Raw genomic sequence first — 25749 nt, forward strand, 5'->3', positions numbered from 1 at the left:
CTTAATTCAACTTTAGGAGTATGTCTGGAGTTGGAGGTTTGAATTGACATATGGCGGCGAATTCGCCGCATATATAGCTATCGAGTAACATTATTTCATACGGATACTAAAATTAGTGAAGTACTGAATATATCTAAGTGGACAGAAAAGCCAAAAGCAATTGCGAAAAAAAATGATATTTTAATTACAGTGAAAGGATCAGGTTTAGGTAAAAATAATATTGCAAATATTGATGAAATTGCAATTAGTAGACAATTAATGGCCATACGTTGCAATTATTTAGAATACCGGTATGTTCATTTGTTTATTCAAGCAAAATATGATTATTTCCAAAGTATTGGAACAGGAATTGCGATACCTGGTATTAGTCGAAATGATGTTCTCAATATAATGTTTCCTCTACCACCCTTCGATGAACAAAAACGAATAGTGGCCAAAGTAGATCAACTCATGTTATTATGCGACCAGCTTGAAGCAAAGATAAAGCAGGCACAATCTGATAGCGAGATATTGATGGAAGTGGCTGTGAGTAATCTTCTTGAAATATAAACTTTTACGGACGAAGTGAAATGGATTTGGCTGAGGAGTTATTGGAGATTGCAGAAAGGGATCTAGAGGCATCCAGAATGCTTTATGAGAATAAATTGTACCCTCAAGCCGTATTCTATTTTGCTCAAAGTGTTGAAAAAGCGAATAAATCCTTGGCTACACTAATAAATGATCACAGTGAAAAATATCTTTCTAAAAAAATTGGCCACGAATCTATAATTATTCATCAAAAGAATAGTCGTAAGGCACAGCAAAAATTCAACAAGATACTGGAACGTTCCGAAAAACATTCTCTATATAAAGAATTACCTTTTTTCCAAGAAGAGGAAATTAAAGATATTGTTAGACAATCTGATAACAATATTCAAACAATTGATGCAATCAAGGAACAAAGAGATGATTTGGTATTCATAAAAGCAACAGACATTAATCAATGGTTAAAGGAAATAGAAGGTTCAAAATATCAGATTAATGAAGAAATGAAGGCGCTTTTTGAATTGAATATTAATAAAGATGAATGGTTACAAAATATTAATGAAATTTCAGAGATCTTGTCTAAAAACAACGAGCTAAAAGAAGCTAGCTTAAAATTCATAGAAGATTCCAAAAAGATAGATTTTGATGTTGCGTGGGAAGTTATTAAACATTATTATTTTATACATTATAAAGATGCATTATTAACAATACCTCTTTACTATCTTTCAATAATTACTTTACCACTTTCTAACATTGCAAGATATCCTGAAAATGGAAAAGCCCTCTAGAAATTTTCACTAGGAAATTGCCTCTGGTTAGAAAATTACCTAACTTAATTGAAGTTCATTCTGAAGCATTGATTGATCTTAGAGAGTTCCATAAGATATGGAATAATATGGACGATAAGTTTAATCCAAATACATTGATCACTGAAAATTGAACTACGGATTTAAGAGATGTAATTGAAGTTTTAATCAATCTACAATTGTAAACTAAAATCATTTATTAGACATTTCAGAACTTCGTAAATTTTTGAGTATCTGTTTTTCAAGATACCTATTACCCCGACTTTCTTTGCGGGGTGTAAGATTCGAACTCAGAGAATGATAAAAATCCCCTTCCCCAAATCAAATAAAACTACACCTTTCACAAATCATTTAATACTAAAAGTACAAATAGCAGACTATGTCTCACAGCTCCCACGCTGAAGAAGACGACGATGTTGAGATAGAAGAAGAATACCTGGGAGATTATGCCAGCATTCGGTCTATTGTGAAAGAGGCATTGCCGTTCCAGATCCTTGCGACTATAGGAGGAGCTGTGGCTGGTCTAATTCTTGTGGGGATGACGGATGAGCTTGAGCTTATACCTGGGCTGATCGTTATTGCACCTGCGGTTCTTGGTATGCGTGGGAATATATCATGTACCCTTGGGTCACGGCTTGGAAGTGCAATCCACATGGGTCTTATTACGAAGATCGAGAACAATCCGGAACTTACCAATAACATCCTTGGGTCGCTTTTACTTAGTTTGATCCTGTCAGTGATTCTCGGAATACTGGGGCATGGTATGACGGTGCTGCTGGGGCTTGAAAGTGCAGGAGTATTGTCACTTACATTGATCGCAGTGCTTGCAGGTGTATCATCGGGGATCATCCTTTCTGTGATCGCTGTATTCCTTGCAATAGGTATGTTCAGGTTCGGTTTCGATCCTGACAACGTAGTAACGCCTGCTATTGCCACTATTGGAGACATCGTTTCCATTCTTATGATATTCCTGTCCGCAAAGGTGGTGCTTATGTTATGAGCTACTATACCATACGCAGCATCATCAACAGGGGACTTCCTATATTGTTCCTCACATCGCTGCTTGGACTTACTGCAGGACAGATGTTAAACTCGCAGCTTGACAACCTTATTGCTATCCCGACCGTACTTCTGCTGATCCCTGCACTGATCAAAATAGGCGGGGATACCGGCAGCATGCTGGGTGCAAGACTGGCTTCTGCATTCCATATGGGTATCGGTACAACACACATCCAGAAGAACCCTGTAGTGAAGAACAGTGTGATCGCAGCTTTCATCGTGGGAATGTCCGCTTCAGTGGTCCTGAGTATAATTGCCTGGATAATAGGCAGTTTTGTTGGGAATGGATTTGGATTCTTCACGCTCTTCAAGATATGTACTATCTCAAGCATGTTTGAGCTGTTAGCGGTATTCTCAGCCACCATAGCCATAGCATTTGCTTCCCACAGGTTCGGTATTGACCCGGATGACACTGTCATTCCAATAATCGCCACGCTGGGAGACCTCGTGGGTATCACAGCCATCTTCGTAACATTACATCTAATGCAGATCATTTAAAAAAACGATCATGAAAAACGATTATATATAAATAATTAAAAGATCATAGATAACAGCTGGTACAAGTAACATGAGCCTCAAAGAAATCAAGTACATTCCCAGAAATCTAAAGGACCTTCTCATTGAAATGAAGGACACATCGGAACTGATGGTAGATCTTGCTTATTCTGCAATGATATATGATGATGAGGACATTGCCGAAGAAGTACTTCATCTTGAAGAAAGGATGGATACTCTTTATTACCACATGAAAATGGCTGCAATGTTAAGCACACGCCGCATCGATGAGGCCGAGGAGATGTCAGGCGTTCTTCAGGTGGCAGCATCTGCTGAGAACATTGCCAACGCAGCAGGTGACATTGCAAAGATCGTAGAGATGGACATGGGCATCCCTCTTGAGCTTAAACTTGCACTCCGGGAAGCTGAAGAGACCATTGTGCGAGCTACTGTCAATGAGGATTCTCAGATGTGCGGACGCACCCTGGGAGATCTTGAACTTGAGGTCGAGACCGGTATGTTGGTAATTGCGATCCGCAGGCATGATGACTGGATATACGACCCACATCACGACACACGCATCCGTGCAGATGATGTGATCTTTGCAAGAGGTCACGATGAAGGTGTTCCTCTACTTGTGGAGCTTGCTACCCAGAGGGAATACACCCCGCGCAAGGTAGAGCACGAGAGAGTATTGAGGGACCTCGAGAAGGCGGTTGACATAATTGTTGATATGAAGAACACCGCAGAGCTTTCTGTAGGACTTGCATATTCAGCCTTGCTCTTTGACAACACGGATATCGCTGAAGAAGTAAAAGCCCTTGAATCCGAAATGGATGAGATGAAATACGATCTCCAGCACTGGGTCCTTGAAACTGCAAAACATGTTCCTGACGTGAACCAGCTGCGTGGTCTGCTTCACCTGGCCAATGCATCCGAATTTATCTCAGACGCTGCATACGGCATTGCAGACACTGTTCTTCGTGATATAGACCTGCACCCGATCATCACCATAGCAGTACGTGAATCCGATGAGGTCATAACAAAGATACAGGTTGATGGCTGTTCACCGATCATAGGTAAAAGTCTCAGGGAACTAAAGCTTGAAACCGAGACCGGTGTTCATATTATGGCCATCAAGCGCGATGACCGCTGGGTGTACAGCCCAAGTGCAAGAACAGAGGTCAAGGAAGGAGATCTCGTTATAGGACGTGGTTCACAGACAAGTGAGGAAGCATTACTTGAGATGTGTGCCTGCCCGATGAGAGAGGATGAGTGATTTTTAGCTCTGTAGAATCCTCAACTAAACCAAATACATAACCTTGACATACCTATCAAGGTTGTGTATCAATATCTTAAATTTCACTTCTTTTACTTGATTTCTGTACTTCCTTGCACAAAGATTCCCCCCATGTTTTTTTCAGGATCGATGTGAATATTTGTCCATGAGATTTTAGATTATTTAATTTAATTATCGAAAAACAAAAAATATGTTCGATACTAAAAATAATAACTATATTTTTTAAAACGAATTTTAAATTTTACAAATAGTTGCCATAATATTTATAAAGATTCGGATAATTTTATTGCAGTGTAGAACTCTGCGAAGTCTAGCAGCAATAGCTAAATCCCACACCAAAAAGGCAAGATTATATTTGTTTTAATTTAGTTTAAATCTTTTATGATTTTGCCTCTGTTGTATATGAAATGATGTGAGAAAATGAAAAGAAAAGATGGATTTCTACAGAGCCTGATTTTTAGTAGTGGGGGTTTTTGCTAAATGGATAAAGCAGTTGTACATGGACTTCTTATACTTTTTTTAGGAATAGCAATTGGATATAGTATCAATGACATGGCAACTATCGAAGAGTCTCCCGGTGGAATACAAGTACCGGAAATGTCAGCCGGTGGGCGTTTCGCTGATGAGAACAATACTGACGTTCCCATCTGGTCTTATGATATCACATTGTATAATTCCGGGGATGAAGATGTATACGTAAATTCGGTAGAACCAATTTTCGGTGAGAATTTCTCAAAAAATATAGTTACCGAAAACAACACTATAGTTGTGGAAAAGACCATAAACGAAACATCTTCGGTAGAGGTCAGCGGTCAGGTGGAATTGAATACCACCGGTCTTTCAAAATTTAGCATTATTGGATACAATATAACATCAACGGAGACCATTTATTGGCCCGTGAGCAGAAATTTAAAAAGATCGTGGAAAACACATGCATTATCGGTCCGGTGACCATTGCAGGTCTTTCCACATGTTTTTTTGTAAGATCAGTTCAGCAAGTTGAAATGACTTGATGACTTCAGCATATCCATCTTTAAATTAATTTAGCAGCTGAGGGAGAATTGACCGATATTCCCACCACCCTCCTTAAGTACTATCAACTCCTTTATATAGGATGGAAAACACACAATCGGATATACAATGAACTCAGACCACAGTAATCGTGGTAATGGATCCATAACTACAGCATTATTATTGGCAGCCGGAAAGGGCAGCCGTCTTTATCCTCTGACACGCGACACACCGAAATGCCTCACAATGGTTCATGAGGCGTCTATTCTTGAAAGACTTGTCATCAATTTGAAAAAGCAAGGCTTCAAACGTCTTGTTGTGGTCACAGGGTACCAGGAAAAATGCATTCGTGATTTTTTAGAAACACGGACTTGCGGAATGGAGATCGATTTTATTATAAGCCCCCTTTACGCGACCACCAATAACATATATTCACTCTGGATGGCACGTAATATTATTAATGAGCCGTTTTTGCTTGTTGAAAGTGATCTTGTTTTTGATGGATCTCTTCTGGATGACATGTGCTCTCCTGACAGAATTGCTGTAGCACGCATGCAATCGTGGATGAATGGTTCCACTGTCACAGTCAACCGATCCCAAAATGTTAAGAATTTCCAAAATGGTATTGCTGGGACTTTTGATGAGACCAGATACAAGACTGTTAATATCTACAGTTTTTCACTATCTTCATGGCATCGTATTACAGAAAGACTTGACCAGTACATTTCAGCCGGCAGAGTAAATGACTATTATGAAACCGTATTTGCAGAAATGGTAGCTGATGGTAGTCTCGCCCTTAAAACAGTCTCTTTTGACAGCAAGCGATGGTATGAAATAGACACAGTTGCGGATCTGGCAAAGGCTGAGACACTATTTTAGGCAGACAAATATGAAACAATAATTCCTTACGACACCACGCCGCATACTTCTGGAAGATCAAAGCCGTTTTTCCAACAATCATAATGCGGGGTGAAGGTGAGGATTGCTCGTTCACTTTCCGGTTTAAAGCCAATTCGTCAGGCTAAGACTTTAAAAAAGTGAAGTACCACCTCAAATCAATTCAAGGGAGAGAATACATGATGAAATATAATTATGAGACTCAAACTGAAAAATATGAATTCATTTCCGGACAGCATGGTGGTTACTATCGCCATGACTTTATAGATCATGCTTATCTTTACAATCTATATTTCCCGCCAGAAGCAGTTTTTACAAGCTTTAAAGATCAAATTCACGACATTGTCCTTAACTATCCGATCGCACAGGATGCTCTTGCCGGTCTTATAGGTGATCTGATCCATCAACCTGCTGAAAGAATTGTTGTAGGAAACGGCGCTGCCGAACTTATCAAAATTATATCCGGCCACATATCCAACAAGTTGATCGTTCCAGTACCCTCTTTTAATGAATATGCGAATGCAGCGCCAATAGGCAAGGTAGTTGAATTTCCTCTTGAATTTCCATCTTTTCAATTGGATGTAGACAAATTCGCTGCTGAAGCGATCAAGGTTAAAGCAGATGTTGCTGTCGTGGTAACACCTAATAATCCAACATCTATAGTGGTTCCCAAGTCCGATCTAATATCTCTTGCACAAAAACTTGCAAACCATGACTGTATGCTGATCATCGATGAATCCTTCATGGATTTTGTACATGACCCTGATCAAACAACTCTGGAACATGAACTCGAACATTATCCAAATATAGCGATCCTTAAAAGCATGAGCAAAGCCTATGGTATCTGCGGTCTCAGGATCGGTTATATGCTAACTGCAAATTCAGCATTTGCTGAATCTGTAAGGAAAGGCGTACATATCTGGAATATTAACGGATTTGCCGAAGAGTTTCTGCGGATATTGCCCGATTACAGACAGGAATTTGTCGAAAGCTGTAAGCAGGTACGTATCGACAGGGATAATCTGTATAAAAACCTGTGTGCTATCCCGGGAATGACGGTTTACAAACCCGATGCAAACTTTATTTTCTGCCGCCTGCCAGATCACGCACAAAGTGGTCCAGAGGTCACACGGAGATTGTTTATCGAGCATAACATGTACATAAAACACTGCCAAGACAAGACTTTACCTGACTCTGGCCGTTATGTTCGTATCGCCAGCCGTACTGAAGCGGAAAATTGCAAATTAGTTGAAGCATTAGTAGATGTTATTGACTCCAACAAAGTGGAAGTATTCTGATGAATGATTCTGATCATCAGCAATCGCATCAGATAGGAATGCTTGCTTTCGCCCGGGATCTTCCAAATATCTGTTCGCTTGCAGGACTGTTATGTGCGGTCCTTAGTATATATTATGCCATATTCGGCAATTTACCGGTTGCAATTATTGGAATGATCTGGGCTGTTGTTTTTGACTGGGGAGATGGACTCATTGCTCGCCGGATGAAGGGACGAACTGATGAACATCGAGCTTTCGGGGGACAGCTTGACTCATTGATAGATATTGTAAGTTTTGGAATTTGCCCCGCTGTATTTCTCTTGAGCTATGGAGAATTCAGCCCATGGTTCCTACCCGGAGCGTTCGTGATTGTCGCCGTCAGTGCAATACGGTTGAGTTATTTCAATGTTTTCGGCCTGGTCGATGATTCGACATACATGGGATTGGCACTTGACAACAATGTCATTATTCTTGCTTTTGTCTTTCTGTTTGACAGTTTTTTCAGCCAGCCGATTTTTTTAGTCGTTATGTATGCACTGTTTATGATCATGGCTGTCTTTAATTTAGCACCAGTCCGAACGCCCAAGTTTTCCGGCAGGTGGTTTTCTGTTCTCTTGGTTTATGTCCTGGTGTTAACAGTCATCTATAGCTGGATACTGTGGAGCAAGTAACAATAAAATGGGAACTACTTATCTAAAAAAAGGAAGATTTAATGTATGAATATAAATCACTCAGAAAATGTATCTCAAACAATGACAATGAGCTAATAATTTACGGAGCAGATCGTTTTTCACAGTTCCCGCGCCGTGATGCATCCGTTAATTCAAAATGTGATCGAGCGCTTCCGATAGCACGCCGTGATGATGTGGTAGTTCTACGCGGAAAGCTGGACTCCGAGTATCATAAATGGCTGCGTTCCCATGGTCTGGGGTCGGATCATATCATAGAATATAGTGCTCATTCAAAAGAGATGACGCTCTCGGAACTCATCGTTAATGATCCTGAACCAGTTAAAAAGATCATCAGGCAGAGCAGGAAAAAACCTGTATATGTACCATGGTTTTCAGGGCGTATGGAAACTGAAGCTGCAAAAGTTCTTGGCGCTGATCTTTTTGGAGCGACTGAAACTGAAACCCTAATATATAATGATAAGTCCGCTTTTAAGACCGTATGTAAACAATTGGGCATAGCTGTTGTCGAAGGCACTTCATTTGAAATGCATCCTGAAGACAATGAAAATTGTACAGATCTAAAAAACATCATTAACGGATATCTGTCAACCTGCGAAACTGTTATTATTCGCGGAACTTTGGGTGAAGCCGGTATGTCGTTGTACAAAACTAAAGGCAATGATATTTCTGAAATATATCATGAAATTGCAGTTAGCGGTGAAAGATCTGTTATCATTGAGCCTTTTCTGAATGTCTCATCTTCTCCGAATGATCAGTGGGCGATCAGTAGAGAAGGTAATATAAACTCTCTTGGTATACGGGATCAAATATGCGAAAGGGGTATGGTACACATTGGTACACTCAAAGGAGAAAATCCCTCGCCAGATATTTTAAATTACATTGCAAAAACATCTGCGAAAATTGTAACTAATATGGCTGAATTCGGATATCGGGGTGTAGTCGGTATCGATTATATTGTATCAGATGATGGCATATTTCCGGTTGAAAATAACGCTCGTTTTAATGGTTCCTCTTATGTGAGCATGATCGTAGATAATATTGAAGAATTGATATCACCCATTCCATACTGGAAATTTATAAAGATCAAGACAGCTGCATGTTCATTTCTAGAGCTCACTGAACGTATTGGGCCACTACTCTATGATGGCAAAAAATTAAATTCCGTATTTCCTTTTAGCTGCGATACATTGCCGTTGTCCAGTGATTTTGCTGTTATACTCTTAGCCGAGAATATGACTGAGATTTTCAACATGGAAGAATCATTGAAAGAAATGGGTGTTAAAAGGGTTTGATCAAACCTATATACCAATAAATTTTCGATTAAAAACAACAAGGAGAAGTCTTCATGTTTTGTGCTAACGAGAAACCAAAATACAGATGAAATGCCTTCTCTAACTTTTTTTGTTACCAATATATAAACCAAATTATAACAGCAAGTCTAAAAAATAAAAAAAGCACAATGCAGGTTCCGAATTAGTCTTCAGGAACCACGCATTGGATATTATAAAAAGACGATCACTTGATTATCTTTACTGAACCGTCTTTCATACCAACATAGACCTCGTCTGTGTTCAGGAAGATACCATGTTCTACAACACCCACGCAAGCGGAAAGCTTCTGTGAGAGTTCAGCAGCATCTTCGATAGTACCGAATTCGACATCAATGATGACATTACCGTTATCGGAAATTACCGGACCATCCTTGCGTGATGCAAGGCGTATCTGTGGTTTACCCCCAAGTTCGATGAATTGCTTTTTTGCAAGTTCTCTTGCATATGGAAGCACTTCAATTGGTACGAAGTGATCAAGTTCCTTGCTCATCTTGGAATCATCAGCGACCACAACAAAGCGTTTTGCTGAATGGGCCACGACCTTCTCACGGGTGTGTGCTGCACCGCCTCCCTTGATAACATTCAGGTTAGCATCGACCTGGTCTGCACCATCGATGGCAAGGTCGAGCACAGGGTGCTCTGCAAGGCTTGTAAGTGGTACACCTGCTTCAATAGCAAGCATTTCGGCCTGATAGGATGTAACAACTGCAAGAACATCCAGACCTTCCTCTCTTACACGTCTGCCAACCTCTGCAATAGCAAAAGCCGTAGTAGAGCCGGTTCCAAGACCTATTACCATGCCGCTCTTCACAAGATCAGCAGCTGCAATACCTGCTGCCTGCTTCTCAGCACTTGATGCATTTGCATTTCTTTCTTTCATTTTCATTCCCTTCTGCCGGAAAATAAATGATAGGAACTGCCACCCTTAAGGTGACAGTCGCCTCCTGTCCCTTGGGAACAGAACAGTATCGCGAATATTCTCAACACCGAGCATTGTCATTACAAGACGCTCACAACCGACACCCCATCCGGAGTGTGGTGGCATACCGTATTTGAATGCACGCAGGTAGAACTCAAAACCATCAGGATTAAGTCCCTGTGATTCGATCCTTTCCTTAAGCATGTCATGCAGGTGTACACGCTGGGCACCGGAGGAAAGCTCCATTGTCCTGTGCATCATATCAAATGATTTGGATATGAGTGGGTCGTTCTCATAAGGCATAGCATAGAACGGCTTGATCTCGGTTGGCCAGTCGGTAATGAAATAATGTGATTCTCCGGTTTCCTCGAACACATGCTCACCAATGGTGTGCTCTGCAACTGTTCCAAGATCTCCACCCCATTCGATCATTTCCTCACCCTTAGCATTGACGATGTCAATAGCTTCACTGTATGGCACCTTCATGAAAGGTGTCTTTGGAACCTCAAGTTCAATACCAAGGTTCTCAAGGGAAGCTGATGCGTTCTCGATGACCTGCTCATAGACGTAAGCGATCATGTTCTCAAGGATCTCCATGACCTCGAAGTGATCGACGAAACTTGCCTCAATATCGATGGATGTAGCTTCATTAAGGTGCCTGCGGGTATCGTGTTCCTCTGCCCTGAAGATAGGACCGATCTCGAAGACCCTGTCAAGTCCGCCGGACATCAGGATCTGCTTGAAGAGCTGTGGGCTCTGGTTCAGGAATGCTTCCCTGTCAAAGTATGTGATAGGGAAAAGGGATGTACCACCCTCGGTAGCTGTTGCAACGACCTTCGGGCTTGATGTCTCGATAAAACCTTCGTCTGACAGGAAATTCCTCACTGCACGAAGGACCTCATGGCGTATCTTGAAGATCGCTGTGGTCTTTTCACGCCTTAGGTCAATGAACCTGGAATCAAGACGTGTGTCAAGTTCAGCATCAACCTTTCCGGTGGTATCCATTGGAAGTGGTGATTCAGCCTCGTTGAGGACAACGATCTCTTCAGGAATGATCTCATAGCCATTTGGAGCCTTGCCTTCCGGCTTTGCGGAACCGGTCACAGCCACTACGGACTCACGCACCAGTTTTCTTGCAGCGTCGAAGATCTCCTTGTCGATCTTCTTCTTGACAAGTGTGATCTGTGCCCTTCCTTCGCGGTCACGGACAACCACAAAGCAGATACCGCCAAGGTCTCTTACTTCATGTACCCATCCGCAGACGGTGACCTTCTCATCACCGATCGTTTCCGGATCGATCTGTGAGGTATAATGTGTTCTCGGGTTTTCTAATGACATATATTCACCTTACAAAGTTATCAAAATGATATGTATAGCGCTTTATGACGCTTTTGATAAGCCTGTTAGTATATAAGCTATTCTTGTACTCTAAATTGCATCCATGTAAATATAGCTAACTATTGGAAAAGAGGTAATGGAAATAAGAATAATCGTAAAAACGGCTCTGTAGAACTCCTCTTCTCTAAACCTGCTTGACCATTTACAATCTTGATAATAACAAGTCACCTGTATATGTTTGTACCACAAACACAAGTGGATGATCGTTTTTGTCTAACAGGTGTTTAAACTTTATCGATATATCCATGCACGTAGCAGGAAACTCACGTTTTCACTTTAGAGAAATTAACAAAAAATAAATATAAAAAAGAGTAGTAGAAGGATAATAATACAAATATTGCCAAATAATAAGTTAACTCTGGATTAAATCTACAAATAATAAATGTAGCTTTTATAACATAGATACGGTGAAAAGATGGTTCTAAATTCAACATCCACAAGCTCAAACATTAAATTGGACAAAACATGGCAGGTAGATGTTGTTCCAAAAGAACCAACTTATTTTGATCGTTTCTTACCCACTACACATCAGCAGACCACGCTTGCTGAATGCGGGATCGACTCCGGGGATGAACATTCATTGCCATATCCGAAGATACATGTCCTTGCGATAAGGCAGCCATGGGCATCACTGGTAATACATGGACTGAAAAATATAGACATACGTTCAAAGAATACCTCTATTCGGGGAACGATCGCGATCTATGCGAGCAGAGCGCCTATTCGTAAAAAGGACTTGAAATGGGTGAACGAAAACTATGATGTTCCTCTTGAGCAGCTCGATGACCTGCCCACAGGAATGATAATCGGAACTGTGAACCTCATTGAATGTATGGAGTACGAATCCGATTTTCATTTCAAGCTTGACCATCGCCGTCATTTGAGTCCGGAAGAGAACTATTCCAGGAACATAAAAGGATGGCTCTTAAAATCCCCACGTCCGATAGAGCCGGTCAATTACAAATTCAATGGTGAGGTCGTCTGGAGTCTGGCAGATACTGAGATATTGCAGCAAACTGCTTAACGTCCTCTTAATGATTTGGTACTGTTATTTCAGTTCCTTCTTACTTTTCTGAGCATGCTTCAACATGTACTTTTTAATAGAGTTCTGGGAGCTATACCAGACATTCCCTCTTTTAACAGCATCCAATATTCCCTGTCTTGCCCTTAAACTTAGATACTCCTGAGAATAAGGGGTTTGAACTATCAATTCCCTTAGAGGAATTAATTCATCTTTTCCTCCATACACGGAAATGTATGAGCTTAAGCCTGCATCCACAGCTTGTGCAACAAAATTTGCAAAAGGGTTCAGGTTTCCGGAGTCAGCTGACCTTAAAGCTTTGTAATATTTTAGACGGTCTTCTTTTTTTAGAACGATTGGTGGATAGTTATTTCCCATCAGATACAGATTTGTGATCAATCTTGCAACTCTTCCATTGCCATCAATGAAAGGATGGATCTCAACAAAACCGTGGTGCAATATGGCGCTTGTTTCAATAGGATCGCTTTTAGCTGAATTTACTTTCTCGAAAAGCACATCCAGCATTTTAACAATTTTGGACCAATCCGGAGAAGTTTTTGTGGCACCTGTGATCCTTACATTCTTTGTTCTATATTTTCCTGCATCTTCCAGTATGTTCTTTGTCACGATCTCATGTATCTGCTGGACCAATATGTGATCTATCGGCTTTTTGTCCTTTGCAAGTTCTTCTATCAGATCAAAAGCCCTGGCATTATTACTTGCTTCCAGGTGTTCTCTTAGTGATTTCCCACCAATCGTAAGACCTTCTTCCAGAACAAGTTTTGTCTCTGAAAGCGTCAGAGTATTGCCTTCTATAGCATTCGAATGGTATGTATGCATGATCTTCATTTCATCATGCAATCTATCGAGAACGTCTGCTGAAAGCGGACGCATAGAATTTAGAAGGTCGTATTTTTCTTCGATGCGTAATAGGACATCTTTTCTGATCAAGGAAGTATCGGTATTGGTCATAATTACACATATCCGATATTATCTGATCGTTTATATCGGTATTGCCCGTATCCCGACATATCCGATATTTAAGCAAATTTGGCGCATAAATAAACCTGATTGTTAATCATACCTTTATATACATGTAATGCATAGTACGAGCAAATTATTTAGATGAAAATCAATATCGGTAAATTGAAACTAAATTAATTCAGACTGACTTATTATCTACAAATATCATTTACAGGATAAATGATTTTATTTAAGAGCTAAAAGCCACATCACATGGAGAAAATCGCGATGAGTGACAGGCAAGATTACGATGCAACACACATTCAGGTCCTTGAAGGGTTGGAAGCAGTACGCAAACGACCCAGCATGTATATCGGAAGTGTAGACACCAGAGGACTTCATCACCTCGTGTACGAGATCGTCGATAACAGTATAGACGAAGCACTTGCAGGATACTGTGATTCAATAGACGTATCCATCAATACAGACGGTTCTGTTACCGTTGTGGATAATGGTCGTGGAATTCCGGTAGGCACACATCCGAAATACAAGAAATCAGCTCTTGAGGTCGTACTCACGGTCCTGCATGCAGGAGGAAAGTTCGACAAGAGCAGCTACAAGGTATCAGGTGGTCTTCATGGTGTCGGTGTATCCGTGGTGAACGCTCTTTCCGAATGGCTGGAAGTTGAGGTAAAACGTGACGGTAAATTATACTATCAGCGTTATGAGTACGGTAAACCTGTTTCTGATGTATCTGTTATCGGAGATGCAGAAGGTACTGGAACAAAGAGCACTTTCATGCCCGATAGTGCAATCTTTGAAACGACCGAGTTCGTTTACAGCACCCTTGTCACAAGGCTTCGGGAACTCGCATTTCTCAACAAGGGGCTCCGTATCAGCATAACGGATTCAAGGCCGGAGGAAATGGAACAGGATGTCTTTGAGTATGAAGGAGGCATCATATCCTTTGTCGAGCATCTTAACATGAGCAGGACCCCGCTTCACAAAGAGCCTATCTATTTCGAACGCGAGAAAGAAGGGACCATAGTCGAGATCTCCATGCAGTACACTGACAGCTATGGGGAATACGTCTACTCTTTTGCTAACAATATTAACACACATGAAGGTGGAACCCACCTTGTCGGATTCAAGACAGCACTCACACGTGTTGCTAATGACTATATCAAGAAGAACAATGTGGTAAAAGGTGATGAAAAGCTCTCAGGCGAGGATATTCGTGAAGGGCTTGCAGCCATTATCAGCGTGAAACTAACAGAACCACAGTTCGAAGGGCAGACAAAGACCAAGCTTGGCAACAGCGAGCTTAAGGGTATCGTAGATTCCATGGTCTCAGAAGGACTTTCAGAGTACATGGAAGAGAACCCAAAGGTAGCAACTATCATCTTCCAGAAAGCACTGGATGCCAGGCGTGCAAGGGAAGCTGCCAAGAAAGCACGTGAACTTACCCGAAGGAAGAGCGCCCTTGAAGTGAGCACACTTCCCGGAAAGCTGGCAGACTGTTCTGAGAAGGATCCCACAGTAAGTGAAGTATATCTTGTGGAAGGAGATTCTGCAGGCGGTTCAGCAAAACAGGGACGTGACCGTAAGTTCCAGGCGATCCTGCCATTCAGGGGTAAGATCATCAATGTTGAGAAAGCACGTCTTGCAAAGGTACTTAAGAACAACGAAGTGCTCTCCCTGATCACTGCAATGGGTACAGGTATCGGAGAGGATTACAACCTGGAAAAAGCACGTTATCACAAGGTCATCATCATGACCGATGCCGATGTTGATGGTGCACACATACGAACCCTTATACTTACTTTCTTCTTCAGGTACATGACACCGCTTATCGATGCCGGTTATGTTTACATCGCCCAGCCTCCTCTTTATCGTATAAAGAAAGGAAAGGCTGAACATTATGTCTACTCTGACAGGGAACTGGCAGCAAAGCTTGAAGAGATCGGTGAAAAAGGAACCGGTATCCAGAGATACAAGGGTCTTGGTGAAATGAATCCTGAACAGCTATGGGAAACCACAATGAATCCTGAGACAAGGACATTATTGCAGGTAAGCATGGAAGATGCAGTAGCTGCCGATGAGGTATTCTCTATCCTCATGGGAGATGAGGTTGCACCGCGTAAAGCGTTCATACAGAAGCATGCAAAGGAAGTTGTCAATCTGGATGTGTGAGGTGAGATAAGATGGCAGATAATATGAACAATGATCCTACAGATGTACAGCCAGAAGATGAAGCACCTCTGGACATCCGGCCTACCGATACAGGCGAAAGGATCGTACCGGTGCTTATACAGGACGAGATGAAGAACTCGTATATCGATTATGCAATGAGCGTTATTGTGGGAAGGGCATTACCCGACGCACGTGACGGTCTCAAGCCAGTACACAGACGTATCCTGTATGCCATGAAGGAAGCAGGTATCACATCTGACAAGGCCTACAAGAAGTCCGCCCGTGTAGTGGGAGACGTTCTTGGTAAATACCACCCTCATGGTGATACTGCAGTTTATGATTCCCTTGTGAGAATGGTACAGGAGTTTTCCCTAAGGTATCCACTTATTGACGGTCAGGGTAACTTCGGTTCGATCGATGGTGATTCAGCAGCAGCAATGCGATACACTGAGGTCCGCATGGACCGTATCTCTAACGAGATGCTCTCAGACATTGATAAGGAAACCGTAGATTACAAGCCGAACTACGATGGTTCCCTCAAGGAGCCTTCCGTACTACCTGCAAAGCTACCTAACCTTCTTATTAACGGCTCTACCGGTATTGCAGTCGGAATGGCCACTAATATGGCACCTCACAACCTTGGTGAAGTGATCGATGCCACATTGAAACTTATTGATGAGTCGGAGACTACGATCCCGGAGCTCATGGAAATAGTCAAAGGTCCGGATTTCCCAACAGGCGCTACAATTCTCGGGACCCAGGGTATCAGGTCTGCATATGAGACCGGACGTGGCCCTATAAAGATGCGTGCAGTGACCTCCATCGAGGAGATGAAGAACGACAAGAACCGTATTGTCGTAACGGAACTACCTTATCAGGTAAATAAAGCCAAACTTATCGAGAACATTGCCTCACTTGTGAGGGAGAAAAGAATCGTTGGTATTTCCGATCTTCGTGATGAGTCTGACAGGGACGGTATCCGTGTTGCTATCGAACTTACAAGGAACACTAATCCTGAAGTGATCCTGAACCAGCTTTACAAGCACACCCAGATGCAAACAACTTTCGGTATCATTAATCTTGCACTGGTGGACGGCATTCCAAGGGAACTGACTCTCAAGGAAATACTTCAGATATACCTGGAACACAGGATCGAAGTTATCCTCAAACGCTGCCAGTTCGACCTGAGAAAAGCTGAGGAGAAGGCACACATACTCAAAGGCCTGATGATCGCACTTGATCATATTGATGAGGTCATCGAACTTATTCGCAGTTCAAAGACCGTAGAGGAAGCCAGGAACGGTCTGATGAACAAGTTCGGATTGGATGAGATACAGGCAAAAGCTATCCTTGATATGCGCCTGCAGCGTCTGACAGGACTGGAAAGGCAGAAGATAGAGGATGAACACACAGAACTCATTAAGCTCATAGGTGACCTGAAGGATATCATCGCCAGCGATGAAAGGAAATACACCATCATTAAGGAAGAGTTACAGGAGATCCGTGACAAGTTCGCAGATGAACGCAGGTCAATAATCACAGGTTCCCATGTTGATTTCGAGGATGAGGACCTTATCCCTGTGGAAGATGTTGTTGTAACCATCACAAATAGCGGTTATATCAAAAGGATGCCAGTGGATACTTACACCCAGCAACACAGGGGAGGAAAGGGCATCATTGGTATGGAGACCAAGGAAGAGGATTTCGTTGAGGACATTTTCATATCATCCACCCATAATTACCTGATGTTCTTCACGAACCGTGGAAAGGTACACTGGCTAAAGGTCTACAGCATCCCGCAGGGAAGCAGGCAATCCAAGGGTAAGGCTATCGTCAACCTGCTAGAACTTGCAGAGAACGAATCCGTTACTGCAATGATACCTGTAAAGGAGTTCGAGGATGACAAATACCTGTTCATGGCTACCATGTTGGGTACTGTGAAGAAGACCCAGTTATCTGATTTCAGCAACGTTAGAAAGGCAGGTATTATTGCTATCAACCTTGACGACGGTGATGATCTGGTCAATGTGGCACTTACCGATGGATCAAAGGAAATACTGATGGTATCAAGGCATGGAAAGGCCATCAGGTTCTCTGAGGACGATGTGCGTTCAATGGGAAGAACTGCAAGAGGTGTTCGCGGTATGAAACTTGCCGGCGGTGATGTTGTGGTAAGCCTGGACATCGTTGATCCGGAAAGCAAGTTGCTCACAATAACTGAGAACGGATACGGAAAGCGTACTTCCTTTGATGAGTATCGTGGAATGAGACGAGGCGGTCAGGGTGTCATTACCATAGTAACCAGTCTGCGTAATGGTCCGGTCATAAATGTGAAGGCCGTTCATGAGGACGATGAGGTTATGGTTACCAGCTCTGAAGGGATCATTATCCGGATACCTGTGAAAGACATACGTGCACAGGGCAGGAACACACAGGGTGTTAAAATAATGAATGTGCGCTCCGGCGACAAGGTCGTGGGTGTTGCAAGAATTAAGTATGAGGAATGACACGAACTAAACACTTTTAAGCATTGACTATATTTAGTACACTAAATCGACAGAAGGATGATCTTATGGAACTTGAAAAATTACGACATGGTACCGAACTTATCAAGCGCGGGTTTGCAAAGATGCAGAAAGGCGGCGTTATTATGGACGTTACAACTCCTGAGGAAGCAAGGATCGCTGAAGAAGCAGGAGCTGTTGCAGTTATGGCACTCCACGCTGTACCTTCCGATATCAGGAAGGAAGGCGGGGTTGCAAGGATGGCAGACCCACAGGTCACTGCTGACATCATTGAATCCGTAACAATTCCGGTAATGGCAAAAGCAAGGATAGGTCACTTCGTTGAAGCTGAGATCCTGCAGGCACTTGGCTCTGACATGATCGATGAGTCAGAAGTACTCACACCTGCTGATGAAAGCTTCCATATCGATAAGACACAGTTCACAGTTCCTTTCGTATGTGGTGCACGTAACCTCGGTGAAGCACTCAGAAGGATCAACGAGGGTGCAGCTATGATCCGTACAAAGGGTGAAGCTGGTACCGGTGACGTCAGGGAAGCTGTACGCCACATGAAGCAGATCCAGGGTGAGATCAGGACCCTTAAGGGCATGACAAAGGAAGAGCTTATTATGGCTGCAAGAGACATCGAAGCACCCATTGAGCTTGTCATGGAGACCGCAGAGATGCAGCGTCTTCCGGTTGTGAACTTTGCAGCTGGCGGTGTTGCAACTCCTGCTGATGCAGCTCTCATGATGAGACTTGGCTCTGACGGTGTTTTCGTCGGATCAGGTATCTTCAAGGCAGAGAACCCTGCATTGATGGCAAAAGCTATCGTTGAGGCTGTCAACAACTATGACAATCCTGAAGTGCTCGCAGAGATCTCAAAAGGTATCGGAGCAGGCATGAAAGGAATCAGCGTGGATACTATTCCGGATGATCAGGTTCTCCAGACACGCGGCTGGTAACCTTCTTTTTTTCTTTCTTTTTTTACGGTGTTTATGATGCGTATAGGTGTAATTGCTATTCAGGGCGATGTTGCCGAACATGTAGAATCTATTGAGAGAGCACTCGCTGAACGTGGCGAGACTGCCGAGGTAGTTACAATCAAGCACAAAGGAATAGTTCCTACATGTGACGGTCTTGTATTCCCGGGTGGGGAAAGCACAACTCTTGGCCGCCTGATCCTCAGGGAAGGCATTGACGAGGAGATAAAGCAGGCAAAAGAGAACGGTATTCCAATCCTGGGTACCTGCGCAGGCCTGATCCTTCTTGCAAAGTCCGGAGATTCACAGGTAGAGAAAACGCATCAATACCTGCTTGGACTGATGGATATAAAGGTCAACAGGAATTCCTTTGGAAGGCAGTTCGAATCTTTCGAGATCGACCTTGATGTATCAGTACTTGATTCACCATACAATGCGATCTTTATCAGGGCACCGGCTATTCTTGAGGCAGGAGAGAATGTAAATGTCCTTGCATCAATTGATGACAAGATCGTTGCTGCCGAGCAGGATAATGTTCTGGCACTGGCATTCCATCCTGAGCTTACTGAGGATATGAGAATTCACCAGTATTTCCTTGACAAGCTGTTCTGATAACAAAACCACGCAACAAATAAGAAATTCTTATTAAGGTGTAGCGTGTCCTCTCTTTAAGGTCTCAGAAGAGATCATTATTATTTATTAGAAATGGTGATTTAGATGGTTAAACTAACAGAAGATATGAAGGAAGCATTTTCCAAAGTAAAGATATTCCCATTTGCAACAGCATCAAAAGCAGGAATGCCAAATGTCATCCCTATCGGCATGTGCCAGCTGGCAGATGATGAAACTATCTGGATAACAGACAACTATTTCCTGAAGACCCGCCAGAACCTGGATGAGAACCCGGTTGCATCTATCTTTGTCTGGGGACCTGAGGTCGGTGGCTGCTTCCAGATCAAGGGAGATGTCGAGATCAAGACAAGCGGTGATGACTATGAGAAAGCCTATGCTGGCGCAAAGGCAAAGGGAGACAAGTTCCCTGCAAAGGCTCTTATGGTCATGAATATCACCGAGGTCTTCGAATGTAAATCCGGAGATGATGCCGGAAAGAAGATCCTTTGAGCGTGGTGAGTTAATTTATTGGATTTTAAGCTAATGGTAAGTTTATAACTTTCATTTATTCACCTGAAAAGTGAATTAAAGATGAGAAGGTGAATTTACCATTAGAATTACTTTTTTGATCTGATATTCACATTTATTCATCGATTGTTTAATTGATTAAGTTATTGATCATAGTGGCAACTATAATCAAAACATCTCATTATAGCTTAAAATCTCTAAAAAAAGAAAATAAGAAAAAGGGATCTCCTCAACATCGAGTGGGTAACTAAATTTATTTACATCTACCTTTCAAGCGTCATGGAATTCAAATAACTAATGCAAATCGCAATCGAATGAGCAAAAATATCACATCACAATTAAAGGATTGTGCAGGAAGATAATTTACAATTGCGAATATTTGCTTGCAGGACGTTAAAATTACCCACTCGATGTTAATGAGAAACAGAAAAAGGAAGAAACCCAGTTATTCCTTTTCCGGAACAGACAGGCAAATACCAGAATGAACATGGGTATGGGCATAGAAATTCCTGGGTTCTGGCGAAATATCACATGAGATGATCAATTTGATCGTTGTTTTTATTGTTACTAATGTCCAGGATCAATAATTATTTTCCATTTTTAGTAGGGCTTGCCCATAAAGTCCCCTACTTTGTGGTCAACTACCCTACTTTATAGTCAAATAGCCTACTTTGTGGTCAAATCGCATGTCGGTAAGCTATTTCCGACTATTGTACGGACAAAAATCATCATTTGGTTGTAAATGTGCGATATTAAAATTTCATCAAAATTGCCGCTTTGTCCGAAAAATCAAGTTATTATTGTTATTCGATGGTTTCATTCATGTTTATCCCATCCCCCTTCTCCTGCATCCTGACTAGGAAGTAATACATGATTGCACCTATGAAATTCAGGAAGATAATCGAAAGCGACCAGATCAATTTGTCATGCTCTCCTTTGCGGGGGAAATTATCTGTGTTTCTTTGTAGGCAGTCACATAGCATGAATATCCAGAAAAGAGTGGCTATCATCACTATTCCCCAGAGTAGCTGACCGATGTGGTATGTAAACCCAAGTATTGTAAAGAATATCATAAGACTGACAATATTCCATTTCGACTTAATTTCAGTCACTTTTACACCTCTCTAACATTGACAATATATTTCAGTTAAATGTATATAAACACATCGCACAAATATGGTAACTGTGTGAACAGAAAGCTAGATCAAACCTGCTTTTACTCTAAAAAAGGATTTAAATTTTTGATGTTTATTTATTGCTCCCACAATGCTTGAAAAATAACAACTGTAACCCTGTTTTATAACCTGACCGAAAAATGCTGATTTTGTCCGAAAATTCATGTTGTTGTCCGATAAATACCCTATTTTTCGGACAAAATGAATAGTTCAATCCATAAACTGTTGCCGCACATATGACAGAGAGGGAGGGATCATTGGGAACTTTGATAAGATATTCCTGAACGGAGTAACAATGGACTCTGTATTTTCAGGTAATGGAATGATCCCTGAGATCGTTTTTGTTTCATATCAAATGATATTTGCGATCATTACTCCTGCTCTGATAACCGGTGCATTCGTCAATCGTGTCACTTTCAAAGCATATGTGATCTTTCTGGTATTGTGGCAGATATTTGTCTACTACCCATTCGTCCATATGGTATGGGGCGGTGGCTTATTGGCAACACTGGGAGTGCTTGATTTTGCAGGAGGGATCGTCGTCCATGCAACTGCAGGATCTGCAGCTCTTGCATCGGTATTCTATGTTGGCTCCAGGATGGATAAAAAATCAAACCCAAATAGTATTCCACTTGTTGCTATTGGTACAGCTTTACTCTGGTTTGGATGGTTCGGATTCAATGCAGGGAGTGAGCTTAACCTGGATGGGATCACAACATTAGCATTTATAAACACAGATATATCTGCATCATTTGCAGCTATCACATGGCTGATCATAGAATGGAAAAAAGAAGGTCAGCCCAAATTCATAGGATTATTGACAGGATCAGTTGCCGGTCTGGCAACAATAACCCCTGCTGCCGGGTACGTATCAATGCCTGTTGCTGCAATAATGGGAATCGTTGCAGGTATTGGATGTTACTCCGCCGTTCACATCAAAAACAGGTTTGGATGGGACGATGCTCTTGATGTATGGGGTGTACATGGAATGGGAGGAGTTATAGGAACGATCCTATTGGGTGTTTTTGCATCCACGGCAATAAATCCGGCAGGTGCTGATGGATTGATATATGGAGGGACGACCTTCCTCATGATCCAGTTTGCCGCTGTAGCAGGAACCTCGATCTATGCATTTGTATTCACATACATGATGCTGAAATTGATCGACACTATTATAACACCGGTCAAAGTCTCAGAAGAGCATGAATGTCTGGGACTGGATTGGGCAATACATGGAGAAAATGCATATGACCATGACTTTAGCTAATTAAATGATGTAGTTAAAAGCTTCAATAATGGATCGATTTTCAATTGATATGGACAGGATCGATCCATTTAATTTACCTTTATTGCTCTCTGCTTTTCACCCTGAGGTAAATGAAAGTAACAACTCCTGCAATTGTGCCGGCAGGGAGTCCTACGAACACAGAGAAAAATATCCTTTCCTGAAGCAAAGCTGTTACAGCAACAGCTATTATAGTGAATACGATGAAAGCTATCAAAAAGTGAACGATTCTTATCATGGTCGCTAAAAAGTAAAGTTAGCCGGAAATGACCGGCAACTTATTTAAAATTTTCTGTAGACCATTTTGCACCGGCTTCAAGGATATCCAGGTTCATAGGGATAAGCTTTGGTTTGCTTGCAAACGTATCCTCTATAGCTTCCCTAAAGACCTTTTCCGGAAGACGGCTATCTCCCTGTGCCATGAGCACACCGAGCATGACCGTATTTGCAGCTTTTACTGAACCTGCGTCCTTTGCTATCTGCATGGCAGGTACTGCAATTGCTCTTACTCCCTCAGGAGCATCGAACTCACCTACGGTGTCATCATAGAGTATGAGACCTCCTTCTTTCACATCCCCTGCAAATTTCTCAAGGGATGGCTGGTTGAGCGCTACAAGCACATCTGACCCATAAACAATAGGTGAACCAATTGAGTCTCCTGAGATCACAACTGAACAGTTGGAAGTTCCTCCACGCTGTTCCGGTCCGTATGACGGATACCAGGAAGTGTAGCGCTGATCACGGCATCCTGCACGTGCAAGTGTGAGTCCCATGCTCAAAACACCCTGTCCGCCGAATCCGGCGATCTTTACGAGCACCTGGCCAAAGTCAGGGTCCTGTACTGCATCAGGAGATGCACTGCTATCGAGACTGTAGAGTTCATCGATTCCTTTCTTGGAGAAATCGCTCTCAGAGCGCTATAATGGTTCAGTCTCATCGAAATTATCCCTGAAGTTCCTGAGCGGGAATTCCTTCTCCATCATCTCGTTCACGAACTCAGTACTTTGCTCAGCATTTTGCCTGAGGTTGGTCGGACATGTGGAAAGCACTTCAACGAATGCATATCCTTTGCCGTCCCTCTGAACCTCAAGAGCTCTCCTGACAGCTTTCTTTGCTTTCCTGATATGTGCAATATCAGATATTGAAACACGTTCTATGAACACAGGGGCCCTGAGGTTGTCCAGCAGCTCACACATGTGCATAGGGTATCCTGTAAAGCGTGGGTCCCTTCCATCAGGACAGGTAACGGTCTTCTCACCGATCAGTGTTGTTGGTGCCATCTGGCCACCGGTCATACCATAGACCGTGTTGTTCACAAAGAACACAGCCATCTTCTCACCACGGTTCGCTGCCTGCATGGTCTCATTAAGACCGATAGATGCAAGGTCACCATCACCCTGGTAGGAGATCACAACAGAATTGTCCTGTGCCCTTGACATACCGGTACCTACAGCAGGTGCACGTCCGTGTGCTACCTGGAGGTTTCCACAATCAAAGTAGTAGTAAGCAAATACTGCACATCCTACAGGACTGATCATGACACTCCTGTCCTGGATACCAAGGTCTTCCATAGCCTCTCCGATCAGTTTGTGCAAAATACCGTGTCCGCATCCCGGACAATAGTGGGTTGCAGTTGGTGCTGCTCCGCCTTTGCGTGGGAACTCTTCATAAATTCCGGCTGGTCTTCCAATGATCCTTTCTGCCATGTTCATTCCTCCCTTGCAGCAATTTCTTTTATTTTATCCATGACCTGATCCATTGTAATGAGGTTTCCACCCATGCGGTTCACAAGTTCTACAGGCCTGCTGCAACCTGTAGCAAGGCGTACATCATCTATCAACTGACCATTGCTCATCTCGACAGAAACGAAGGTCTTATCTCCTGAATCTGCAAGGGCCTTTAGCTCATTTTCAGGGAATGGGAATAATGTTATCGGACGGAAAAGTCCTACCTTGATGCCATCCTTTCTTGCAGCTTCCACAGCTGAACGGCAGATCCTGCTGCTGATACCATATGAAACCAGCACAATGGATGCATCTTCCATCATGTATTCCTCGTAATCAACCTCATTTTCCTTGACGGTCTCATACTTTTCCTGAAGTTTGTAATTGAAATCCTCAAGCTGGTCAAAGTCAAGGAAGATAGATGTAACAAGGTTCTTCCGTGTTTCTTTTGTTCCGCAAACAGCCCATGAAGTGTCAATAGCAGGTTCCTCTGCAGTTTCAGGGAACTTGAGTGGCTCTATCATCTGACCAAGCACACCATCTGCCAGCACTACAACCGGGTTGCGATACTTTGTTGAAAGCTCAAATGCCTTCATTGTGAGATCACACATTTCCTGGACGGAATTTGGTGCGATGACGATGTTACGGTAGTTTCCGTGTCCGCCACCCTTTACAACCTGTGTGTAATCTCCCTGTTCAGGACCAATGTTACCAAGACCCGGACCTGCTCTCATGATGTCCACGATCACGCATGGGAGTTCTGCTCCTGCAAGGTATGATACACCTTCCTGTTTCAGGCTCATACCAGGACCTGATGAAGCCGTCAAAACCCTGTGTCCGGCAGATGCTGCACCATAGACCATGTTAATTGCAGCTTCTTCTGATTCTGCCTGTACGAACTTCCTTCCAAGCTTCGGGAATGTCTGGGACGCCTCGTGCAGGATCTCACTTGCAGGTGTGATCGGATAACCGAAATAACAGTCACAACCGGCATATAAAGCACCAATGACAACTGCGGAGTTGCCTTTTATTAATTGTGTAGCCATAAAAT

At 42.6% G+C, this 25749-nt stretch carries 23 protein-coding genes and 2 pseudogenes; 17 read left to right on the top strand and 8 right to left on the bottom strand.

Translation table 11 applies throughout. The annotated features are described in order from the left end of the window. The first annotated feature begins 159 nt into the window (after positions 1-159). The 5 genes from E7X56_RS04755 to E7X56_RS04775 all read left to right on the top strand — a co-directional run bounded on the left by E7X56_RS04755 (position 160) and on the right by E7X56_RS04775 (position 4164). Entirely contained in the window at positions 160-549 is a 390-nt protein-coding gene (locus tag E7X56_RS04755; RefSeq protein ID WP_371413353.1) for a restriction endonuclease subunit S, read from the top strand. 20 nt (positions 550-569) lie between these two features. Beyond that, positions 570-1313 (top strand): HEPN domain-containing protein, encoded by a 744-nt coding sequence (locus E7X56_RS04760; protein ID WP_135605375.1) that lies wholly within the window; start codon positions 570-572, stop codon positions 1311-1313. A 397-nt stretch (positions 1314-1710) separates the two neighbouring features. Then, positions 1711-2331, top strand: coding sequence for a magnesium transporter (locus tag E7X56_RS04765; RefSeq protein ID WP_135605377.1), 621 nt, complete (start codon positions 1711-1713; stop codon positions 2329-2331). Beyond that, a complete protein-coding gene (locus E7X56_RS04770) occupies positions 2328-2888 on the top strand; it encodes a magnesium transporter (protein WP_210409245.1) in 561 nt (186 codons plus the stop codon). The genes E7X56_RS04765 and E7X56_RS04770 overlap by 4 nt, the downstream gene beginning before the upstream one ends. A 70-nt stretch (positions 2889-2958) precedes the next feature. Beyond that, a complete protein-coding gene (locus tag E7X56_RS04775) occupies positions 2959-4164 on the top strand; it encodes a potassium channel family protein (protein WP_135605380.1) in 1206 nt (401 codons plus the stop codon). A 24-nt stretch (positions 4165-4188) separates the two neighbouring features. On the opposite strand, the pseudogene E7X56_RS04780 reads toward E7X56_RS04775, so the two are convergent. Further along, positions 4189-4305, bottom strand: a pseudogene (locus E7X56_RS04780) (IS5/IS1182 family transposase); the annotation flags it as partial. 360 nt (positions 4306-4665) lie between these two features. Between E7X56_RS04780 and E7X56_RS04785 the strand changes: the two are divergent. The 5 genes from E7X56_RS04785 to E7X56_RS04805 all read left to right on the top strand — a co-directional run bounded on the left by E7X56_RS04785 (position 4666) and on the right by E7X56_RS04805 (position 9354). Then, on the top strand, positions 4666-5136 hold the full coding sequence (locus tag E7X56_RS04785) for a hypothetical protein (protein ID WP_135605382.1): 471 nt from the start codon (positions 4666-4668) through the stop codon (positions 5134-5136). 189 nt (positions 5137-5325) lie between these two features. Next, positions 5326-6075 (top strand): phosphocholine cytidylyltransferase family protein, encoded by a 750-nt coding sequence (locus E7X56_RS04790; protein ID WP_135605384.1) that lies wholly within the window; start codon positions 5326-5328, stop codon positions 6073-6075. A gap of 197 nt (positions 6076-6272) precedes the next feature. Then, positions 6273-7391 (top strand): histidinol-phosphate transaminase, encoded by a 1119-nt coding sequence (locus E7X56_RS04795; protein WP_135605385.1) that lies wholly within the window; start codon positions 6273-6275, stop codon positions 7389-7391. Continuing rightward, positions 7391-8041 (top strand): phosphatidylcholine/phosphatidylserine synthase, encoded by a 651-nt coding sequence (locus tag E7X56_RS04800; protein WP_135605388.1) that lies wholly within the window; start codon positions 7391-7393, stop codon positions 8039-8041. The genes E7X56_RS04795 and E7X56_RS04800 overlap by 1 nt, the downstream gene beginning before the upstream one ends. 41 nt (positions 8042-8082) lie before the next feature. Next, positions 8083-9354: a hypothetical protein gene (locus E7X56_RS04805; protein ID WP_135605390.1), complete on the top strand. Its 1272-nt coding sequence runs from the start codon at positions 8083-8085 to the stop codon at positions 9352-9354. Positions 9355-9577: 223 nt separating this feature from the next. On the opposite strand, the gene rpiA is transcribed toward E7X56_RS04805, so the two are convergent. Both rpiA and aspS read right to left on the bottom strand, forming a co-directional pair. Continuing rightward, positions 9578-10273, bottom strand: a complete 696-nt coding sequence (gene rpiA / locus E7X56_RS04810; protein WP_135605392.1) for a ribose 5-phosphate isomerase A — start codon at positions 10271-10273, stop codon at positions 9578-9580. 45 nt (positions 10274-10318) lie between these two features. Continuing rightward, positions 10319-11650 carry an aspartate--tRNA(Asn) ligase gene (gene aspS, locus E7X56_RS04815; RefSeq protein WP_135605394.1) on the bottom strand — a complete coding sequence of 444 codons (1332 nt, stop codon included), beginning with the start codon at positions 11648-11650 and terminating at the stop codon, positions 10319-10321. A 475-nt stretch (positions 11651-12125) separates the two neighbouring features. Here aspS and E7X56_RS04820 point away from each other — a divergent pair, with 475 nt between their 5' ends. Next, positions 12126-12734, top strand: a complete 609-nt coding sequence (locus E7X56_RS04820) for an ASCH domain-containing protein (protein ID WP_135605396.1) — start codon at positions 12126-12128, stop codon at positions 12732-12734. Between the two features lie 24 nt (positions 12735-12758). Here the strand turns inward: E7X56_RS04820 and E7X56_RS04825 are convergent, their stop codons facing one another. Then, positions 12759-13703, bottom strand: coding sequence for a Fic family protein (locus E7X56_RS04825; protein ID WP_135605397.1), 945 nt, complete (start codon positions 13701-13703; stop codon positions 12759-12761). 279 nt (positions 13704-13982) lie between these two features. Between E7X56_RS04825 and gyrB the strand changes: the two genes are divergently transcribed. The 5 genes from gyrB to E7X56_RS04850 all read left to right on the top strand — a co-directional run bounded on the left by gyrB (position 13983) and on the right by E7X56_RS04850 (position 20496). Further along, the gene (gene gyrB, locus E7X56_RS04830; protein ID WP_135605399.1) at positions 13983-15887 is read left to right on the top strand and encodes a DNA topoisomerase (ATP-hydrolyzing) subunit B; all 1905 of its coding nucleotides are present in this window, start codon (positions 13983-13985) and stop codon (positions 15885-15887) included. Positions 15888-15898: 11 nt separating this feature from the next. Further along, positions 15899-18394, top strand: coding sequence for a DNA gyrase subunit A (gyrA, locus tag E7X56_RS04835; RefSeq protein WP_135605401.1), 2496 nt, complete (start codon positions 15899-15901; stop codon positions 18392-18394). Between the two features lie 65 nt (positions 18395-18459). Beyond that, positions 18460-19356 carry a pyridoxal 5'-phosphate synthase lyase subunit PdxS gene (gene pdxS, locus E7X56_RS04840; RefSeq protein ID WP_091689797.1) on the top strand — a complete coding sequence of 299 codons (897 nt, stop codon included), beginning with the start codon at positions 18460-18462 and terminating at the stop codon, positions 19354-19356. A 36-nt stretch (positions 19357-19392) separates the two neighbouring features. Next, a complete protein-coding gene (gene pdxT / locus E7X56_RS04845) occupies positions 19393-19986 on the top strand; it encodes a pyridoxal 5'-phosphate synthase glutaminase subunit PdxT (protein WP_135605754.1) in 594 nt (197 codons plus the stop codon). Positions 19987-20091: 105 nt separating this feature from the next. Then, positions 20092-20496 (top strand): pyridoxamine 5'-phosphate oxidase family protein, encoded by a 405-nt coding sequence (locus tag E7X56_RS04850; protein ID WP_135605403.1) that lies wholly within the window; start codon positions 20092-20094, stop codon positions 20494-20496. A gap of 821 nt (positions 20497-21317) precedes the next feature. Here the strand turns inward: E7X56_RS04850 and E7X56_RS04855 are convergent. Beyond that, positions 21318-21626, bottom strand: a complete 309-nt coding sequence (locus E7X56_RS04855; protein ID WP_210409246.1) for a PLD nuclease N-terminal domain-containing protein — start codon at positions 21624-21626, stop codon at positions 21318-21320. Between the two features lie 337 nt (positions 21627-21963). Between E7X56_RS04855 and E7X56_RS04860 the strand changes: the two genes are divergently transcribed. Then, entirely contained in the window at positions 21964-22956 is a 993-nt protein-coding gene (locus E7X56_RS04860) for an ammonium transporter (protein ID WP_371413354.1), read from the top strand. A gap of 79 nt (positions 22957-23035) precedes the next feature. Here E7X56_RS04860 and E7X56_RS11735 read toward each other — a convergent pair whose 3' ends face one another. The 3 genes and pseudogenes from E7X56_RS11735 to E7X56_RS04870 all read right to left on the bottom strand — a co-directional run bounded on the left by E7X56_RS11735 (position 23036) and on the right by E7X56_RS04870 (position 25744). Next, positions 23036-23212, bottom strand: a complete 177-nt coding sequence (locus tag E7X56_RS11735) for a hypothetical protein (RefSeq protein ID WP_167879448.1) — start codon at positions 23210-23212, stop codon at positions 23036-23038. A gap of 40 nt (positions 23213-23252) precedes the next feature. Beyond that, positions 23253-24680, bottom strand: a pseudogene (locus E7X56_RS04865) (2-oxoacid:acceptor oxidoreductase family protein). Between the two features lie 2 nt (positions 24681-24682). Next, a complete protein-coding gene (locus E7X56_RS04870) occupies positions 24683-25744 on the bottom strand; it encodes a 3-methyl-2-oxobutanoate dehydrogenase subunit VorB (RefSeq protein WP_135605407.1) in 1062 nt (353 codons plus the stop codon). Positions 25745-25749: the final 5 nt, after the last annotated feature.

Source organism: Methanococcoides sp. NM1 (assembly GCF_900774285.1).
Taxonomy (GTDB): domain Archaea; phylum Halobacteriota; class Methanosarcinia; order Methanosarcinales; family Methanosarcinaceae; genus Methanococcoides; species Methanococcoides vulcani.

Bases quoted from the DNA above. Each gene is read 5' to 3' on its own strand.
- E7X56_RS04800 (WP_135605388.1), top strand. From the start codon at position 7,391: ATGAATGATTCTGATCATCAGCAATCGCATCAGATAGGAATGCTTGCT.
- E7X56_RS04775 (WP_135605380.1), top strand. From the start codon at position 2,959: ATGAGCCTCAAAGAAATCAAGTACATTCCCAGAAATCTAAAGGACCTT.
- E7X56_RS04760 (WP_135605375.1), top strand. From the start codon at position 570: ATGGATTTGGCTGAGGAGTTATTGGAGATTGCAGAAAGGGATCTAGAG.
- rpiA (WP_135605392.1), bottom strand. From the start codon at position 10,273: ATGAAAGAAAGAAATGCAAATGCATCAAGTGCTGAGAAGCAGGCAGCA.
- E7X56_RS04790 (WP_135605384.1), top strand. From the start codon at position 5,326: ATGAACTCAGACCACAGTAATCGTGGTAATGGATCCATAACTACAGCA.
- E7X56_RS04765 (WP_135605377.1), top strand. From the start codon at position 1,711: ATGTCTCACAGCTCCCACGCTGAAGAAGACGACGATGTTGAGATAGAA.
- E7X56_RS04795 (WP_135605385.1), top strand. From the start codon at position 6,273: ATGATGAAATATAATTATGAGACTCAAACTGAAAAATATGAATTCATT.
- E7X56_RS11735 (WP_167879448.1), bottom strand. From the start codon at position 23,212: ATGATAAGAATCGTTCACTTTTTGATAGCTTTCATCGTATTCACTATA.
- E7X56_RS04785 (WP_135605382.1), top strand. From the start codon at position 4,666: ATGGATAAAGCAGTTGTACATGGACTTCTTATACTTTTTTTAGGAATA.
- gyrA (WP_135605401.1), top strand. From the start codon at position 15,899: ATGGCAGATAATATGAACAATGATCCTACAGATGTACAGCCAGAAGAT.
- E7X56_RS04805 (WP_135605390.1), top strand. From the start codon at position 8,083: ATGTATGAATATAAATCACTCAGAAAATGTATCTCAAACAATGACAAT.
- aspS (WP_135605394.1), bottom strand. From the start codon at position 11,650: ATGTCATTAGAAAACCCGAGAACACATTATACCTCACAGATCGATCCG.
- E7X56_RS04820 (WP_135605396.1), top strand. From the start codon at position 12,126: ATGGTTCTAAATTCAACATCCACAAGCTCAAACATTAAATTGGACAAA.
- E7X56_RS04825 (WP_135605397.1), bottom strand. From the start codon at position 13,703: ATGACCAATACCGATACTTCCTTGATCAGAAAAGATGTCCTATTACGC.
- E7X56_RS04770 (WP_210409245.1), top strand. From the start codon at position 2,328: ATGAGCTACTATACCATACGCAGCATCATCAACAGGGGACTTCCTATA.
- pdxS (WP_091689797.1), top strand. From the start codon at position 18,460: ATGGAACTTGAAAAATTACGACATGGTACCGAACTTATCAAGCGCGGG.
- gyrB (WP_135605399.1), top strand. From the start codon at position 13,983: ATGAGTGACAGGCAAGATTACGATGCAACACACATTCAGGTCCTTGAA.
- E7X56_RS04850 (WP_135605403.1), top strand. From the start codon at position 20,092: ATGGTTAAACTAACAGAAGATATGAAGGAAGCATTTTCCAAAGTAAAG.
- E7X56_RS04870 (WP_135605407.1), bottom strand. From the start codon at position 25,744: ATGGCTACACAATTAATAAAAGGCAACTCCGCAGTTGTCATTGGTGCT.
- pdxT (WP_135605754.1), top strand. From the start codon at position 19,393: ATGCGTATAGGTGTAATTGCTATTCAGGGCGATGTTGCCGAACATGTA.